This is a genomic window from Thermosynechococcus sp. HY213 (assembly GCF_031460975.1).
In the GTDB taxonomy this organism is placed as follows: Bacteria; Cyanobacteriota; Cyanobacteriia; order Thermosynechococcales; family Thermosynechococcaceae; genus Thermosynechococcus.
This window is the reverse complement of the sequence record NZ_JAVKVB010000004.1, coordinates 43354-59649: the sequence shown is the minus strand read 5'-3', so window position 1 is coordinate 59649 and position 16296 is coordinate 43354. Positions and strand designations below refer to the sequence as shown.

14 protein-coding genes are annotated in these 16296 nt (G+C 54.0%); 9 read left to right on the top strand and 5 right to left on the bottom strand.

Going from position 1 to position 16296, the window contains the following annotated elements:
* Positions 1-15 precede the first annotated feature (15 nt).
* Together prfA and RHK62_RS01500 are read left to right on the top strand one after the other, a co-directional pair.
* Positions 16-1110 (top strand): peptide chain release factor 1, encoded by a 1095-nt coding sequence (prfA, locus tag RHK62_RS01505; protein WP_206200770.1) that lies wholly within the window; start codon positions 16-18, stop codon positions 1108-1110.
* Between the two features lie 9 nt (positions 1111-1119).
* Positions 1120-1389, top strand: a complete 270-nt coding sequence (locus RHK62_RS01500) for a YciI family protein (RefSeq protein ID WP_302677106.1) — start codon at positions 1120-1122, stop codon at positions 1387-1389.
* A gap of 25 nt (positions 1390-1414) precedes the next feature.
* Here the strand turns inward: RHK62_RS01500 and chlP are convergent, their stop codons facing one another.
* Positions 1415-2623 carry a geranylgeranyl reductase gene (gene chlP / locus RHK62_RS01495; RefSeq protein WP_310453165.1) on the bottom strand — a complete coding sequence of 403 codons (1209 nt, stop codon included), beginning with the start codon at positions 2621-2623 and terminating at the stop codon, positions 1415-1417.
* 282 nt (positions 2624-2905) lie between these two features.
* Between chlP and gpmI the strand changes: the two genes are divergently transcribed.
* Positions 2906-4501, top strand: coding sequence for a 2,3-bisphosphoglycerate-independent phosphoglycerate mutase (gene gpmI / locus RHK62_RS01490; protein ID WP_206200767.1), 1596 nt, complete (start codon positions 2906-2908; stop codon positions 4499-4501).
* 76 nt (positions 4502-4577) lie between these two features.
* Positions 4578-6389, top strand: coding sequence for an ABC transporter ATP-binding protein (locus RHK62_RS01485; RefSeq protein WP_310453164.1), 1812 nt, complete (start codon positions 4578-4580; stop codon positions 6387-6389).
* Here the strand turns inward: RHK62_RS01485 and RHK62_RS01480 are convergent.
* Together RHK62_RS01480 and RHK62_RS01475 are read right to left on the bottom strand one after the other, a co-directional pair.
* Positions 6386-8866: an HAD-IC family P-type ATPase gene (locus RHK62_RS01480; RefSeq protein WP_310453163.1), complete on the bottom strand. Its 2481-nt coding sequence runs from the start codon at positions 8864-8866 to the stop codon at positions 6386-6388. The two genes, RHK62_RS01485 and RHK62_RS01480, sit on opposite strands and share 4 nt — an antisense overlap.
* Positions 8867-8869: 3 nt before the next feature.
* A complete protein-coding gene (locus RHK62_RS01475; protein WP_206200764.1) occupies positions 8870-9301 on the bottom strand; it encodes a universal stress protein in 432 nt (143 codons plus the stop codon).
* Positions 9302-9386: 85 nt separating this feature from the next.
* Between RHK62_RS01475 and RHK62_RS01470 the strand changes: the two genes are divergently transcribed.
* The 4 genes from RHK62_RS01470 to RHK62_RS01455 all read left to right on the top strand — a co-directional run bounded on the left by RHK62_RS01470 (position 9387) and on the right by RHK62_RS01455 (position 12933).
* On the top strand, positions 9387-9752 hold the full coding sequence (locus RHK62_RS01470) for a sulfotransferase family 2 domain-containing protein (RefSeq protein ID WP_206200763.1): 366 nt from the start codon (positions 9387-9389) through the stop codon (positions 9750-9752).
* Positions 9753-10069: 317 nt separating this feature from the next.
* Positions 10070-11224: a Re/Si-specific NAD(P)(+) transhydrogenase subunit alpha gene (locus RHK62_RS01465; protein ID WP_302677101.1), complete on the top strand. Its 1155-nt coding sequence runs from the start codon at positions 10070-10072 to the stop codon at positions 11222-11224.
* Between the two features lie 24 nt (positions 11225-11248).
* Positions 11249-11527 carry an NAD(P) transhydrogenase subunit alpha gene (locus RHK62_RS01460; RefSeq protein WP_206200761.1) on the top strand — a complete coding sequence of 93 codons (279 nt, stop codon included), beginning with the start codon at positions 11249-11251 and terminating at the stop codon, positions 11525-11527.
* A gap of 5 nt (positions 11528-11532) precedes the next feature.
* Positions 11533-12933 carry an NAD(P)(+) transhydrogenase (Re/Si-specific) subunit beta gene (locus RHK62_RS01455; RefSeq protein ID WP_302677100.1) on the top strand — a complete coding sequence of 467 codons (1401 nt, stop codon included), beginning with the start codon at positions 11533-11535 and terminating at the stop codon, positions 12931-12933.
* Here the strand turns inward: RHK62_RS01455 and RHK62_RS01450 are convergent.
* A complete protein-coding gene (locus tag RHK62_RS01450) occupies positions 12930-13643 on the bottom strand; it encodes an HAD family phosphatase (RefSeq protein WP_310453162.1) in 714 nt (237 codons plus the stop codon). The two genes, RHK62_RS01455 and RHK62_RS01450, sit on opposite strands and share 4 nt — an antisense overlap.
* 11 nt (positions 13644-13654) lie before the next feature.
* Positions 13655-14581 carry an indole-3-glycerol phosphate synthase TrpC gene (gene trpC, locus RHK62_RS01445; protein WP_206200758.1) on the bottom strand — a complete coding sequence of 309 codons (927 nt, stop codon included), beginning with the start codon at positions 14579-14581 and terminating at the stop codon, positions 13655-13657.
* A gap of 101 nt (positions 14582-14682) precedes the next feature.
* Here trpC and RHK62_RS01440 point away from each other — a divergent pair, with 101 nt between their 5' ends.
* Positions 14683-16182: a cryptochrome/photolyase family protein gene (locus RHK62_RS01440; protein ID WP_310453161.1), complete on the top strand. Its 1500-nt coding sequence runs from the start codon at positions 14683-14685 to the stop codon at positions 16180-16182.
* Positions 16183-16296: the final 114 nt, after the last annotated feature.

Genomic DNA, 16296 nt, shown 5'->3' with positions numbered 1-16296 from the left:
ATCGCCGCCCTTCCTATGGCAGAAGCCTATCTTCTGGAAAAACTCCGCACTGTCGAGCAAACCTTTACAGAACTTACCCGTCGCTTGGCGGATCCCGATGTGGCGGTCAACCCAACCGAATTTCAGAAGGTGGCTCGCTCCCGTGCTGCCCTAGAGGAGACGGTGAACGCCTATCACGAATGGCAGTCCCTCAATCAGCAACTGGTGGATGCCCGCCAACTGCTTAAAGAAGCAGTCAATGAACCCGAGCTACGCCAGATGGCTGAAGAAGAAGTCGCGGATCTCAGCCGCCGCATTACCGAACTGGAGGAACGCCTAAAAATTCTGCTGCTGCCCCGTGACCCCAATGATGATAAAAACATCATGCTCGAAATTCGAGCGGGTGCTGGGGGCGATGAAGCGGGAATTTGGGCAGGGGATTTAGTGCGAATGTACTCCCGCTACGCCAAAAGCCAAGGCTGGCAGGTGAGCTTAGTCAGTGAATCCCTTGCAGAAATGGGGGGCTTCAAGGAAGCCATCCTCGAAATCAAGGGCGATCGCGTCTATAGCAAGCTGAAGTTTGAATCCGGTGTCCATCGCGTGCAGCGGGTGCCTGTCACCGAAGCGGGGGGGCGAGTTCACACCTCTACGGCCACCGTGGCGGTAATGCCCGAAGTGGATGAAGTGGAAGTAGAAATTGATCCCAAGGATATTGAACTCACCACAGCGCGATCCGGAGGTGCCGGTGGCCAAAACGTCAACAAAGTAGAAACAGCCGTTGACCTCTTCCACAAGCCGACGGGTATTCGCATCTTCTGCACCGAAGAGCGTAGCCAACTGAAAAACAAGGAGCGCGCGTTCCAAATCCTACGGGCAAAACTCTACGAAATGAAGCTGCGGGAACAGCAGGAAGCCATTACCTCAATGCGTCGCTCCCAAGTGGGTACGGGCGATCGCTCCGAAAAAATTCGCACCTACAACTACAAAGACGATCGCGTCACCGACCACCGTTTGGGACAGAACTTTAGCCTCAGCAGTGTCCTAGAAGGAGATCTAGAACCCATTATTCAAGCCTGCATCAGCCGTGATCAGCAGGAACAACTGGCACAACTGGCTGCCGAACAAGCCTAGGAGGATCAAATGACCAAATTTGTGGCTTGGGGACGCTACTGTGAGGATGTCCTCGAACGGCGTGCCCCCCATCGCCAAGCACACCTCGACGGCCTTGCGGCTCAAAAAGCCCAAGGGGTGCTCATCACCATTGGTCCTACGAAAGACCTGCGCTACTTTTTTGCCATTTACGCGGCGGATAGCGAAGAGACCGTGCGCCAATTGATTGAAAACGACCCCTACTGGCAGCATCAGGTGTGGATAGAGTACAGCATTCATGAGTGGATCCAAGCCCTCTAAGGGCGAGGGCGGATCCGCAACTCACTTAGGGCGCAAGGGCATTGCCCCGCATCAGGCTACCAATCGTTTTTGCCGTAATTTTCAACTGCACTAAGGGATTAGCCGGCACCACCGTCTTGTAGAGGTAGCTATCGAAGGTGAGCTTCTGTACATCAATATCGCTACACATCTCCACAAAAGCCTCACGGGTGGCATCGGAGCGATAAAAGACCCGTTGCAGCAGATCTAACACTAGGTACGTCATGCCGTAGGCTTTGTCCCAGCGCTTCAGGTAGAGCTTGAGATCTGCTTCGGTGGGGATACGGCGACCGCTGTTGGAGGTCTCGACAATGGTTTCAGCGCACATGCGGGCTGACTTGGCGGCAAAGTAAATGCCTTCCCCAGAAGACTTGGTGACCGTACCGGCTGCATCTCCCACCAGAGCCACGCGACCGACCACCCGCCGCGGCCGCGGATGCTCAGGAATGGGGTGAGCTTCCACTTTAATAATTTGCCCCCCTTCCAGTTTGGCAGCAGCACGGGCGCGGATTCCCGCTTGCAACTCCCGAATGCGATCTTTGTTAATCTTCATGGTGCCGGTGCCCACGGCCACATGGTCATATTTCGGAAAAACCCATGCATAGAAGTCTGGGGACACGTCATCCCCCACGTACATTTCTGCCAACTCTTTGTAGTAGGCCATTTTGTCCTCAGGCAGGCGGATGCGCTCCTGATAGGCAATGGCGTAGTTGTAATCGCCGGCATCAATTTCCTTGGCAATGCGGGAATTTGCCCCATCGGCACCAATCACCACATCCACTTCAAGGGTCTGAGCTGTGCCATCCTCTTGGACATAGTGGAGGGTGTAGGGCTGATCGCTGGTGGCGGGCTGCTCCAGCTTAAAGACGGTGCCATTGATCAAGTTGGCGCCCAAATCCGCCGCCCGATTGCGCATAAAGCTATCGAGGACTTCGCGGCGACACATACCGATATACTCGTGGTCTTTGAGGGTATGGCCAATGTTCACCTCGATATTGGAGGGGGAAATCATCTTCATTTTGCGCACGCGGCGGTCAATGATTTCCGGCGGCAAGTCAAATTCACTGACCATGCACAGGGGGATCGCACCGCCACAGGGCTTGGCATTGTCTAATTTACGTTCAAAGAGATAGGTCTGGATTCCGGCTTTGGCTAAGGTTTCGGCGGCTGAGGAACCCGCTGGACCACCACCGACCACTGCTACCCGAAGTGACAACGGACGACTCCCAATTTTGGCTAACAAACAACAGTTTGGATACTATCACGGCAATTTTTTGTCTTCAAGGATTTAATCCCGAAAAGCCGCATCTGTAACAGTTTTCAACATTTGGCCATCGTTGATCCGTTAGGATAGATCTATCTATGGATTCAGAATTGATCCAGCGTGCGGACTGTAGCAGAAGCTACCCAATTTGTCTCTCGCGGTGGAGAATGGTATCATTTGCGAGGTTGTACAATTTACACCATTTCCCAGAGAAGTTTAAGGTAGGGCATTCACATGGCATCGTCTCCTGTTGCGCCCGTTGTTTTGATGATTTTGGATGGCTGGGGCTATCGCGAAGAGACCTACGGTAATGCGATCGCTAGCGCCAATACGCCTGTTATGGACAGTTTGTGGCAAGCCTACCCCCACACATTGATTTACACCTCTGGGAAGGCGGTGGGACTCCCCAAAGGTCAAATGGGTAACTCCGAGGTGGGGCATTTAAATATCGGTGCTGGGCGCATTGTTCCCCAAGAGTTGGTGCGCATTTCCGATGCCGTTGAAGATGGTAGCCTCTTTAGCAATCCCGTCCTTGTGAAGCTCTGCCAAACTGTGAAGGAGCGCAAGGGCAAGCTGCATTTTATCGGTCTGTGTTCTGCAGGCGGGGTGCATTCCCACATTGATCACCTCTACGGCTTGGTGGAACTGGCCAAGCGCTATGAGTTACCGGCCTGTATTCATGCCATTACCGATGGTCGCGATACACCCCCCCGCGATGCCGCAGGTGTCCTTGAGGAATTGGAGCAACGCCTGAAAACCATTGGCTGCGGACGAATTGTGACGGTGAGTGGTCGCTACTATGCCATGGATCGCGATCGCCGTTGGGATCGTACCGAGGCGGCCTACCGCGTCATGACCAGCAATGAAAATATTCAACCCCTGCAGGCGGTGGATGTCGCCAGTAAGTCCTATGCCCAAGATATTGGCGATGAATTTATTGTCCCCACGCGCATTGCTGAAGGAGCCGTTGAACCCGGCGATGGCGTGGTGTTCTTTAATTTCCGTCCCGATCGCGCCCGCCAGCTCACCCAAGCCTTTATTGACCCTGACTTTAGTGGCTTTGAGCGGACGCTAATTACGCCCTTGGAATACGTGACCTTCACCCAATACGATGCCAACTTTAACTGTGGTGTCGCCTTCCCGCCCCAAAACCTCAATCATATCCTTGGGGAAGTGATTGCCGAGCATGGCCTGAAGCAATTGCGGGCAGCGGAAACAGAAAAATATGCCCACGTCACCTATTTCTTCAATGGCGGCCTTGAGGAACCCTTCCCTGGCGAAGATCGCATTCTCATCCCCAGTCCAATGGTGGCCACCTACGATCAAGCGCCAGCCATGTCTGCCCTTGCCGTCACAGAAGCGGTTAAGGAGGCTATTGAGAAACAGGAATATGCCCTAATTGTGGTGAACTTTGCTAACCCCGATATGGTGGGGCACACGGGGCAATTAGTGGCAACAATTCAAGCCATTGAAACCGTGGATCGCTGTGTAGGCGTATTGGTGGAAGCAACAACAAAGGTGGGGGGCACGCTGCTGATTACCGCTGATCATGGCAACGCTGAGTACATGATTGACGAGGACGGTAACCCTTGGACGGCTCACACCACTAACCCCGTTCCCTTCATCTTGGTGGAAGGGGAGAAACGCAAAATCCCCGGCCATGCTACAGATGTGAGCCTGCGAGAGGATGGGTGTCTGGCGGATATTGCGCCAACAATTCTGGAAATTTTGGGGCTGCCTCAACCCCCTGAGATGACCGGGCGATCGCTGATTGCCAGTGCCCCCTATGAAACGCGCCTCAATCGCACCCCAGTCTCTGTGAAGGTCTAAGGGCATTCTCAACCCAAGAGCGACGGCAGAAAATTTTAAGAAATCTTAAAATAGGAACAGTGCTTGTCCTGTTTTTATGGCCACGTTTCGCTCCATTCTGGGTTACTATCGCGCCTATCGGGGGATGGCGATCGCCAGTATGACCGCAGCTAGTCTCTGCGAACTGGTGGATTTGCTCGTGCCCTATGCCATTGGTCAAATTCTCAACCTGCTCTCGCAACAACCCCTTGATCCGCCAGTGGTGGCGATCGCCCATACGCTGCAAACATGGACGGGCTGGAACAATGCCTTTGGCGTCAATCTCACCGTTCTCGGCAGTATTGTCTTTTTGGCCACTGTGGTGCGTGCCCCAATTCAACCGTGGCTGGGGGTATGGTTCCACTGGTGGATTGCCTTGGCTGCCCGCCGCGACCACACTCGCAAAGCCGTCGAGAAAATTCTGACGCTGCCCCTAGAATTCTTTGAGGAAAACAACCCGGGTCGCATTGCCAATCGTGTTAGCAAAGGGATTTCCAACCATACGTGGAGCTATCCCGAAATTGCCGGTCAACTGATTCCCAAACTGGTACGGGTGCTGGGGATTGGCGTGATTGTCTGGTGGCTTGATTGGCCGATCGCCCTTGGGTTGTTGACCTCCTTTACTGTGATTCTGGTGCTGACCCTGCGCACCCTGCGACGGATCATTCAAAAGGAAGAAATTCTCGACAGCCACATCGAAAGCACAGAAAGCCGCACCTCAGAAATCATTACCAATATCAAAACCGTCAAGGCCTTTGCCACCGAGGCTCGGGAATTGGCTCGCCAAAGGCAGCGCCTCGATCGTGAGTTCAAGATGGTCATTGACCGCATCCATCGCGGCTATATGCACCTGATTACTTGGCAGGGAACCGTAGTCCAGTTCTGTCTTTTCAGTTTGTTGGGGTTTTCCCTAGCAGCCACAATCGCCGGCCGGGTCTCGATTGGTCACTTTATGACGATTTACACCCTTGCCAGTATGGCCTATGCCGAAATTACCCCCCTCTCGCAGGTGTCTGAGGTGTTTGCCCGCCGCTATGCCTCCATTTTGCGCTTCCATGAATTTATGGAATTGCCCCCCGGTCGCGATGCCATTGATCTGGAGCAACAGGAGATTCCTAGCCTGAAGTTTTCCGGCAAAGTGGATTTTCAGCACGTTTGGTTTAGCTACACGCCGGGGCGTCCCATTCTGCGGGATATTAACTTACTCATTGAACCCTGCCAAACGGTGGCCTTGGTGGGGCGATCGGGTTCCGGGAAATCCACCTTGATCAAGCTGCTCTTTCGCTACTTCCAGCCGGATCAGGGGCAGATTCTCATTGATGGCCAAGATATTCAAACCCTCGATGTCCGCGCCTATCGCCGTCGTTTGGCCATTGTCCACCAAGAGGTGGATGTCTTTAATGGCACCCTCTGGGATAACCTCACCTATGCCAACCCCGAGGTCAGTGCCGACGCCGTCTATGAGGCCTGTGCCATTGCGCGGGTGGATGAATTTGTGCAGCAGTTGCCTTTGGGCTATCGCACAATTGTCGGTGAACGGGGGTTGCGGCTTTCGGGGGGACAGCGGCAGCGCCTAGGGATTGCCCGTGCCCTCTTGGCGGATCCCGATGTGTTGATTTTTGATGAAGCGACCTCAAGTCTGGATTATGAATCGGAGCGGGAAATTCAACTGGCTCTGCGCTCCATTACCGGCACTCGCACAATGATTGTGATTGCCCACCGCCTCAGTACGGTACGGGACGCCAATCAAATTGTGGTTTTGGATCAAGGGACGATTCGCGAGCAGGGAGACCATGAGACACTCCTCGCCCAAGGGGGGTTGTATGCCCATCTCTACTCGATTCAGCGCGATCGCGCCCCCCATGCCTAACTGAGATCGACACCAAGGAAGCGATCCAAAAGCCGATAGCGCCAAAAAGCCCGCAAGACCACCACCCATAGCAAGACAATCAGCACAATCAATGCCCATAGTGACCACGACAGGGGTTCCAACTCGGCCACTGCCCGTAGGGTCGGCGAGAAGCTGATGATCAGGAAGGCAGCCAGCAGAGCTAAAACCACAGCAACATAACGCCAGTTGCCCACTAAAGGCGCACCGCCAACCCATGTGGGATGGGGAGGTTTGAGAAACAGGACTAAACAAAGGGAGGCCAGCATCAGGGTCGTCACCAAGGCCGTGCGGGCGATCGCCACACTCTGCCCCAGTTCTAAGAGCACCTCGCGGCCATTCAACAGCGTTGGATCAAAGCGTCCTTGGAGCAATTCCACAAGGGGCGTCAGTTCCCGTGCTAACACCCCCAAGTACATGAAAATGGCCAACAGTGCGAGGCTTAGGGTGGCGGGGATGACAAAGTGCAACAATGAACGAATCAGCGATCGATGGGGACGCGGCCCCGGCACTGCCCAAAAAGCCACCGCCAAGGTCGGCAGACCCACTCCCCACAGGGTGAGCAGGCTATTGTGCTTAATCAGCAGCGGAAAGGCGCGCCCTGCCATAACGGTGACTAGACAAAGCAAACTAAAGCTAAACACCCGCACCAAAAAAAGCTTCGTGACATCTTGAATGCCGTTGTAGATGCGCTGTCCCTCACGAAAGGCGGCTGGTAAGGCGGCAAAGGAATCCGCAAGCAATACAATATCAGCCACATTCCGGGTAATGGCACTGCCACTTTCCATAGCAATTCCCACGTTGGCCTGCTTCAGGGACAGCACATCATTGACACCATCGCCAATCATGGCCACCTGATGCCCAAGGGCGCGTAGTCGAGTCACGAGTTTCGCCTTTTGCTCGGGGGTAATGCGACCAAAGACCGTGGCTTTCTCGGCCATTTGATCAAAGCTGGGATCATCCATGGCGGCCAATTCTGCACCGGAGATGGCGATCGCCCCATCATCGAGACCCACTTGTTTCGCAAGGGCAACAACGGTTTCCGCGTGGTCGCCGGAGATAATTTTGATTTGAATTCCGGCTTGCTGAAAGCGTTCTAGAACCTCACGGGATTGGGGTCGCAGGCGATCGCCCACCCAAATCACTGCTAAGGGTTCTAGGTCTGGGGGCAAGAGGGCAGTCTCCTGCCGCTCATCCCATTGCGGATCACTGCAACTACGGGCAAAGAGAAGCACCCGCAATCCCTGCTGCCGTCCCCGCTGGAGTAATTCAGTCACCTCAGGGGAGAGGTCTTCAGCCTTGAAGAGAACATCCGGTGCCCCCAAGATAAACGTTTCCGAGTCCTGCCACGCTGCGGCACTCCACTTGTAGGCGGAGGAAAAGGGAATTTCGAGGCGTAGGGGCTGGGGCCTGCCGTCAAAGGCCTCCGTGAGGGCAACAAGGGTGCGGTTCGGAGCACTAACACTGGCGGTAAACGTGGCGAGAGCCGCTTTTGTCTTTTCCTCTGTATCAGTGAGGGCGTACCAGCTATGGAGTTCAAGGGCATTGGCCGTCAGTGTGCCCGTTTTATCAAGGCAGAGAATATCGACGCCACTGAGGGATTCAATGGCATTCACCTGCTGCACCAAGACATTGGCACGGGAGATGCGCAATGCCCCCAAGGCATAGGTGAGCGTAATTGTCAGATACAAGCCCACGGGGACAAGACCCGCCACCACTGCCGCCGTTTGCACACTCATTTGTAGGGTGGTCAGGCGTACCAACAGCGAAAGCAACACCAATAGCCACAGGAAAATGGCAAGGGCAAGGATGACGCGAATAATCAGGTTAATTTCCCGTTGCAGGGGGGTCAGTTTGTGGTGGTAAGTTTTGGCGGCAGCAGTTAGTTGATGGGCGGTACTGGCTTCCCCCACCTGTTCGGCGACATAGGCAGCGGCACCGCGTACACAAAAGCTCCCGGAGTACAGGCGATCGCCCGCTTGCTTGGAGATGAGATCCGACTCCCCTGTGAGCAAGGACTCATCCACTTGGATCTGTCCATCACCAACGACAGTGCCATCGGCAACGATTTGATCCCCCGGCTCCAAAAGGAGAATATCCCCTTCTACGACTTCTGCGGGATCAATAATGGCTTCTTGGCGATCGCGCAGCACCTTGACACGGGGACGGGTGAGGAGGCTAATTTCATCCAACTGCCGTTTGGCGCGAATTTCTTGCAGGATGCTAATGATGGCATTGAGAAACACCACCACGATGATGGCGGCCACATCTCCCGGACGACCTAAAAAGAGCAAAATGACGCTAATAAAAGCAAAAACCCCATTGATAAACGTGAAGAGGTTTTCCCGCAAAATGTCGCCATAGGTGCGATTGCTTTCACTCGCTTGACGGTTAATGCGACCTCTGGCTTGCCGCTCCGCCACTTCCGCCGCTGTCAGACCCGTCAATGGTGCTGTCATACCCTAAGTTTCCGCTGACTTAACCACAAACACCGAACAGGGGGCATCCGCCACAACGGCGCCACTTACTGAGCCTTGCACAACCCGCTCAACCCCCGTGAGGCCGCGACTCCCCAGCACAATCAGGTCTGCCCCATAGATATTGGCCAAGCGTAAAATTTCCTCGACGGGGTCACCGGTAACAATTTCAATTTCCGAGTCACAGGGGAGGTGGCTTTGGAACTGTTGTAAATGCTGCTCAATACTGCGGTAGGTGCCCATTTGCGGATGCAACGAGGGGCGATCGGCACTGACCCCAAACCCCGACTCCACCGGTGAAATCACATGACTGAGAATCACTTGGGCATCTGGGTCAAGATTTAACTGTGCCACCGCTGCCATCACCCGTGCCGATAACTCACTGGTATCGAGTGCCACTAAAATTGTTTTGAACATGCCTGTGACTCTGTACTTGCAATCTCCTAGTCTGCCACAAGAGCGCAAGTAGCGGTCAAACTGCCCTTCTGGATAGCTATTCGCAATGATTATTAACCACACCTATCGGTTTATTTTCCTGAAAACTCGTAAAACTGCTGGCACCAGTATTGAAATTGCCCTCTCCCAGTTTTGTGGTAGTCAGGATGTCATCACACCGATTCGCTGGCAGGATGAGCGCATCCGTCGTCAATTGGGTTATCCAGAGCCTCGCAATTTTCGTGCTCCCTTGGTTGACTATCGGTTGTCAGACTGGCTCGCTCTCTTTTATCAGGGGTCTAAGCGCAAGTGTAACAATCACTTCACGGCTGCCGAAGTTAACAACGCGATTAATCCCGACATTTGGCATAACTACTTTAAGTTTTGCTTTGAACGTAATCCCTTTGATAAGGCAATTAGTCGCTATTACTAGGAAATTCCATCGGCAACCCCAAATGAGGTATAGCTCCTTTGAGCATACAAAAGGATGACGAGGGGAAATTAAGTAAAAGTACTCAATGATAATGTCAACATTTGTTACAAACGTTACTGGGGATCATAAGACTTGTGGAGAATCCCCATGAAATGCTGACATTTCCTCGCATTCCTAAGGGGATCGCAGTAGCTTGAGTATCAGTACAGGACAGCAGGTGAATGTGTTGTGACGGTGTCGGGCGGTTATAAAAATGTCCGGATGAGTACACCAAGGAATTGTTCTGTCAAGACTGCAAACCCTATCCAAGAGTGCCTATGAAAGTTGGGGTCGTTAAGGAACGCGAAGTGGGTGAACAACGGGTTGCCCTGATTCCCGAAGTCGTTGCCAAGCTGGTGCAGCAGGGGTATCACCTCTGTGTGGAGTCTGGTGCAGGGGATATGGCTCACTTCAGCGATGATGACTACCGTGCAGCAGGTGCGGAAATTGGTTACTCCATTGAAGAGGTCTGGGGCGGTGTGGATGTGCTGCTCAAGGTGGCGCCGCTGCGCGATCGCGAGGTGGAGTGGATTCGACCCGGCACCACCTTAATTAGTTTTCTCAATCCCTTGGGCAATCCATGGCAGATGCAACACTTGGCAGAGCGGCAGATTACTGCCTTTGCCCTCGAGTGCATTCCCCGCACGAGTCGCGCCCAGAGTATGGATGCTTTGTCTTCCCAAGCAGCGGTGGCAGGGTATGCGGCGGTGTTATTGGCCGCTTCCCATTTGCCGCGCTTTTTCCCGATGTTGACGACGGCAGCGGGTACGATTCCCCCCGCCAAGGTGTTTGTGATTGGGGCAGGGGTGGCTGGCTTGCAGGCGATCGCCACCGCGCGGCGTTTGGGAGCCGTGGTTGAAGCCTTTGATATTCGCCCAGCGGTCAAGGAGGAAGTACAAAGCCTCGGTGCCAAATTTGTCGAAGTTAACCTTGAGGAGGATACGGTTGCTGCCGGCGGCTATGCCAAAGAGGTTTCTGAGGCGGCGAAGCACAAAACCCAAGAGGCGATCGCTGCCCATGTCCACAGTGCCGATGTGGTCATTACCACTGCTCAAATTCCCGGCAAGCCTGCCCCTCTTTTGGTGACAGAACGGATGGTGGCCAGCATGAAACCGGGTTCGGTGATTGTGGATTTAGCCGCTGAGCAGGGGGGCAACTGTGCCTGCACAGAACCGGGGCGCTCTATTTGTCATCAGCGGGTCACCATTATTGGCCCAATTAATCTGCCCTCGACAATGGCGGTGCATGCCAGTCAAATGTATGCCAAAAACATTTCGACCCTTCTGAAGTACCTCACCCCCCAAGGGGAATTGGTCTTGAACTTTGGCGATGACATTGTGGATGCCGCCTGTGTCACCCATGAAGGGCAGGTTCGCAACCCACGGGTACTGCAACTGCTGCATCCTGCCCAAACCTTGGCAACAACGGTTTAGAGATGTCCCTAGAGGATTCGTTCTATGACAGATCCCATTCTTGTCGGTCTGATGATTTTTGTCTTGGCCAGTTTCATTGGCTTTGAGGTGATTAACAAAGTTCCCCCCACCCTGCATACCCCCTTGATGTCTGGTTCCAATGCCATTTCGGGGATTGCCGTAATTGGTGCCCTACTGATGGCGGGGAGTGGGCACACCACTTTAACGGTGGTCTTGGGATTTATTGCGACAGTGCTCGCCACGATTAATGTGGTGGGCGGTTTTTTGGTCACGGATCGCATGTTGCAGATGTTTAAGCGGTAGGAACCATGGATTGGCTAACACGCATTGAAGAATTGAGCTATCTGGGTGCTGCGGCGCTCTTTATCCTCGGTTTGAAAAAACTGGGGTCTCCGGCCACGGCCCGTCAAGGAAATCGCCTTGCCGCCTTGGGGATGTTGATTGCGATTGTGGTCACGCTCCTCGATCGCCAGATTATTAGCTATACGGGCATCCTAGCGGCCATTGGCCTCGGCAGTGTCATTGGCGCGATCGCTGCCTACAAAGTGGAAATGACGGCCATGCCCCAGATGGTGGGGTTACTCAATGGCTTAGGAGGGGCGGCCTCTGCCTTGGTGGGCATTGGGGAATTTTGCCGCATCGTTGCGTTGGGTGAACCGCTGACCCCCAGTACGCTGATCACCATTCTTTTGGGGGTGCTGATTGGGGGTGTCACCCTTACTGGTAGCCTTGTGGCTTTTGGTAAGCTTCAGGGATTGATTTCGGGAACCCCGATCATTTTCCCGATGCAGCAGGCGATTCACCTCGGCTTGCTGGTGGCTTTCTGGGTGGCCAGTGGCTGGGTGTGGTTGCATCCAAGTCAGATGCCGATTTTCTGGGGCCTAGTGGCGATCGCCAGCATTTTGGGGGTGCTCTTTGTCCTGCCCATTGGCGGTGCTGATATGCCGGTTGTGATTTCCCTTTTGAACTCCCTTTCGGGCTTGGCTGCCAGTGCTGCGGGCTTCATCGTTGGCAACAGTATGCTGATTATCGCGGGTGCCTTGGTGGGAGCTGCGGGGCTGATTCTGACCCAAATTATGTGCAAGGCCATGAATCGCTCCTTGGCCAATGTGCTCTTTAGTGGCTTTGGTAGCTCGACCACAGGCAGTGCTGAGGGTAGTGTTCATGCCACCGCGAAGTCAGTGCGCACCATTGACCCCGAAGAAAGTGCGATGATGCTGGGTTATGCCAAATCTGTGGTCATTGTTCCCGGCTATGGGATGGCGGTTGCCCAAGCGCAGCACAGTGTCAAAGAACTGGCAGATCAACTGGAGCGGCTGGGTGTGGATGTCAAATACGCGATCCACCCGGTGGCAGGTCGCATGCCCGGTCACATGAATGTGCTGCTTGCCGAAGCCAATGTCCCCTACCCCCAACTCAAGGACATGGAGGACATTAATCCAGAGTTTGAGCATGTGGATGTGGCACTGGTCATTGGTGCTAATGATGTCGTGAATCCAGCCGCGCGCACGAACCCCGGTAGCCCTGTCTATGGGATGCCCATTCTCGATGTGGATCGGGCACGACACACGATTGTGATCAAGCGCAGTCTCAATCCGGGCTTTGCCGGTATTGACAATGAGTTGTTCTACAAGGACAGAACGCTGATGCTGTTTGGCAATGCCAAGGAAGTGCTCAATCAACTCATTGCTGAGGTCAAACACCTTTAGGCAGTTGCCCTAGCCACGCGACGGTCAAAAACAGGGGCAATTTCTGCTAGGTCAAACTGATCAAGGCGATCGAGCACCCACTGACAACGACGCTGGAGCATGTGAAAGGGATAGGTGTGCGCGACCCCCAAGACTTTGACACCAGCTTCACGGGCGGATTGCACCCCCACCAAGGTGTCCTCGATCGCCAGACAATCAGCGGCTGTGAGATCGCCCCCTAGGGCTTGCAAGGCTGCAATGGCACGGAGATAGGGGTCGGGATAGGGTTTACCGCGTTCTACGCTTTCGGCACTGATAATGCAGTCCACAATGCCAGTCAAGTTTCCCCGCTCAAGAGCCAAGTCCACATCGGATCGCAGGGCACCGGTGACAATGGCAATTTTCAATTGCGCAGCATGGAGTTTCGCCAGCAGGGCGATCGCCCCCGCAAAGAAGGGAAAAGGCTCCATATTGGCTAGGCGTGCGCGGTAGGCAGCTGCCTTTTGTGCCACCAGTTTGTCGAGATAGGCCGGGGTCACTGCCCGGCCGCGGCGACTGAGGAGATTATCCAAACAGGCGCGATCGCTGCGTCCCAAGCAAAAGAGATCGTATTCCCCCCGCTGGGGTCGCAAGTTCTCTTGCAGCAGAATCTCATCAATGAGGGCGGCATGGATCGCCTCATCATCAAGGATCACCCCATTGAAATCCAATAAGACTGCCTTCAGGGGCATAGTTAACTGCGCTACTTGTGTGCCAACTCTGGGAATAACTGCTGAATCCGTGCTTGGAGTTGCTCCGCAGCGCTGAGGTGCGCCATCTCTGCTGGGGGTCGCATGAGGGATTCTCCCACCAAAATTGCCTTGGCTCCCGCTTGGGTCACCCGCTCAACATCAGCGCGCTGATGAATGCCCGATTCACTGACCACGAGGATGTCGCGATCGCGCAGTTGCGCCCCATAGGTGGCCAAAAGCTGTTCAGTGGTGGCTAGATCAACACTAAAATCCGTCAAATTGCGATTGTTGATGCCCACCAACTGTACGTCCTCCAGCTCAAGTACCCGTTCCATCTCCTCGGCGCTGTGCACCTCCACTAATGCGGTTAGCCCCAAGCCATGGGCAATGCGCAGGAAATAACGCAGATCGCGATCCGAGAGAATGGCAGCGATTAAGAGAACCGCATCAGCGCCCCGCAACCGCGCTAAGAACATTTGGTAGGGGTAAATGATAAAGTCCTTGCACAGCAGTGGCACGTCCACCACTTGGCGAATTTGAGCCAGGTACTCAAAACTGCCTTGGAAAAACTCACTGTCCGTTAGGACGGAAAGGCAAGTCGCGCCAGCGGCAACATAGGCTTGGGCGATCGCCACCGGGTCAAAGTTGGGGCGAATCACCCCTTTACTGGGAGAGGCCTTCTTGACCTCGGCAATCAGTGCTGGCTGGGTGACAGGGTTTTGCAGCGCGGCGAAAAAGGAGCGTACGGGTGGTGCATCGAGTACCTGACGTTGCAAGTCCGGCAGGGGGAGCACTTCCCGCAGTTGCTCTACCTCCTGTTCCTTGTGCCAAACGATTTTCTCAAGGATATTGCGGGGAGCCTCATCGGCCACCGGTACTTGGTAGTGGAGGTTGCGAACGGTTACAGCGGGATTAGGGGGACGCCGGCGAATTTGCATGATGAGTGTCGTATGGAGTTGCAACAGTTGAACACTAAGATAAATCACATTGGCTGTACTAAACCATTCTCCCTTAGTCCTTATTTACAATCTGAGTTCGGATGGCCATTGGCGTTTGGGTTTTAGGCGATCAACTGTGGCAAGGGCAATCAGCCCTGCAAAGCTGTCCAACTTCTGTGCCCGTCATCCTCATTGAGTCCCGCCAATGGGTGCAACAACGCCGCTACCATGCCCAAAAACTCGTGCTGGTGTGGTCGGCCATGCGCCACTTTGCCCAAGAACTCGAGGCAGCCGGTTGGCCGGTGACCTATGCGATCGCCCCCGACTTTGCTACCCCCTTGCGACAGTGGATTGAAGCTCACCATATCCACGAACTGCGGATCATGCAGCCCAGCGATCGCCCCTTTCGGGATCTGATCGCTACCCTCGATCTCCCCTGTACCATTAAGTTCTTGCCCAACAATCACTTTCTCTGGTCAGAAGCAGAATTTCAGGACTGGGCGAAAGGTCGCAAAACGCTGGTGTTGGAGTATTTCTACCGCGCCGGTCGCCAACGGTTTCAAATTCTCATGGACGGTAAATCCCCCGTGGGTGGCAAGTGGAACTACGATGCCGAAAATCGCCAACCGCCGCCTACTCGCCTCAAACCGCCACCACCGCTGCGCTTTTCTCCCGATCAGATCAGCCAAGAAGTCATTGAGACAGTGCGCCAAGGCAACTTTGACACCTACGGCCACATCGAACCCTTTGACTGGGGAGTCACCCGCGCCCAAGCGCTGCAGGTCTTGGAAAACTTTATTGAATACCGCTTGCCCCAGTTTGGCCCCTACCAAGATGCCATGGTGGCAGGAGAAGAGACCCTATGGCACAGTTTGCTGTCCCCCTATTTGAACCTAGGGCTATTGCACCCCCAAGAAGTGATCGATGCTGTCTTAGCCGCCTATAGGGAACGGCCGCTGCCCCTCAACAGTGTGGAGGGCTTTATTCGCCAAATTCTCGGCTGGCGTGAGTATATGTATGGTCTCTATCACTACCTTGGTGCTGACTACTGCCAGCATAATTTCTTTCAGCACACTCACCCCTTACCGACGTTCTTTTGGCAGAGCGATCGCACCACCATGAACTGTCTGCGCCACGTTCTGCAGCAAATTGAGCGCACAGGCTATGCCCACCACATTCAACGGCTGATGATCCTCGCCAACTTTGCCCTGATTACTGGCTTGTCTCCGCAAGAAGTGGAAAACTGGTTCCACAGCGTGTTTATTGATGCCTACGACTGGGTGATGCAAACCAATGTTTTGGGAATGGGCTTATTTGCCGATGGCGGACGCTTGGCCTCCAAGCCCTATGCGGCGTCTGCTAACTACATTCAGCGCATGAGTAATTATTGCCAAGGGTGCGCCTATGATCCCAAGCAACGAGTGGGCGATCGCGCCTGTCCCTTTAACTTTTTTTATTGGCACTTTCTAGCCCGGCACCGCAAAATCTTGAGTCGCCAAGGACGCATGAGCATTATCCTCAAAAATTTGGATAAACTGAGTGCCACAGAAACGGCAGCCATTCAACAGCAGGTGCAGCAGTGGTATGCTGAAAATTCATAGCCTCGAAAATAAAAAGTGTATTCTACATAACATTCATTTGCCATACGTCTTAAATTTAATCCGAAGTCAGTGAATCTGGAATAAACGAAAAATTCGGGTATTTTGAAATCTAGT

What these genes read in the sequence shown, in the direction of transcription:
- RHK62_RS01460 (WP_206200761.1), top strand. Translation starts at nt 11,249, where the DNA reads ATGACAGATCCCATTCTTGTCGGTCTGATGATTTTTGTCTTGGCCAGT.
- RHK62_RS01475 (WP_206200764.1), bottom strand. Translation starts at nt 9,301, where the DNA reads ATGTTCAAAACAATTTTAGTGGCACTCGATACCAGTGAGTTATCGGCA.
- RHK62_RS01450 (WP_310453162.1), bottom strand. Translation starts at nt 13,643, where the DNA reads ATGCCCCTGAAGGCAGTCTTATTGGATTTCAATGGGGTGATCCTTGAT.
- RHK62_RS01485 (WP_310453164.1), top strand. Translation starts at nt 4,578, where the DNA reads ATGGCCACGTTTCGCTCCATTCTGGGTTACTATCGCGCCTATCGGGGG.
- trpC (WP_206200758.1), bottom strand. Translation starts at nt 14,581, where the DNA reads ATGCAAATTCGCCGGCGTCCCCCTAATCCCGCTGTAACCGTTCGCAAC.
- gpmI (WP_206200767.1), top strand. Translation starts at nt 2,906, where the DNA reads ATGGCATCGTCTCCTGTTGCGCCCGTTGTTTTGATGATTTTGGATGGC.
- RHK62_RS01470 (WP_206200763.1), top strand. Translation starts at nt 9,387, where the DNA reads ATGATTATTAACCACACCTATCGGTTTATTTTCCTGAAAACTCGTAAA.
- RHK62_RS01440 (WP_310453161.1), top strand. Translation starts at nt 14,683, where the DNA reads ATGGCCATTGGCGTTTGGGTTTTAGGCGATCAACTGTGGCAAGGGCAA.
- RHK62_RS01465 (WP_302677101.1), top strand. Translation starts at nt 10,070, where the DNA reads ATGAAAGTTGGGGTCGTTAAGGAACGCGAAGTGGGTGAACAACGGGTT.
- RHK62_RS01455 (WP_302677100.1), top strand. Translation starts at nt 11,533, where the DNA reads ATGGATTGGCTAACACGCATTGAAGAATTGAGCTATCTGGGTGCTGCG.
- RHK62_RS01500 (WP_302677106.1), top strand. Translation starts at nt 1,120, where the DNA reads ATGACCAAATTTGTGGCTTGGGGACGCTACTGTGAGGATGTCCTCGAA.
- RHK62_RS01480 (WP_310453163.1), bottom strand. Translation starts at nt 8,866, where the DNA reads ATGACAGCACCATTGACGGGTCTGACAGCGGCGGAAGTGGCGGAGCGG.
- prfA (WP_206200770.1), top strand. Translation starts at nt 16, where the DNA reads ATGGCAGAAGCCTATCTTCTGGAAAAACTCCGCACTGTCGAGCAAACC.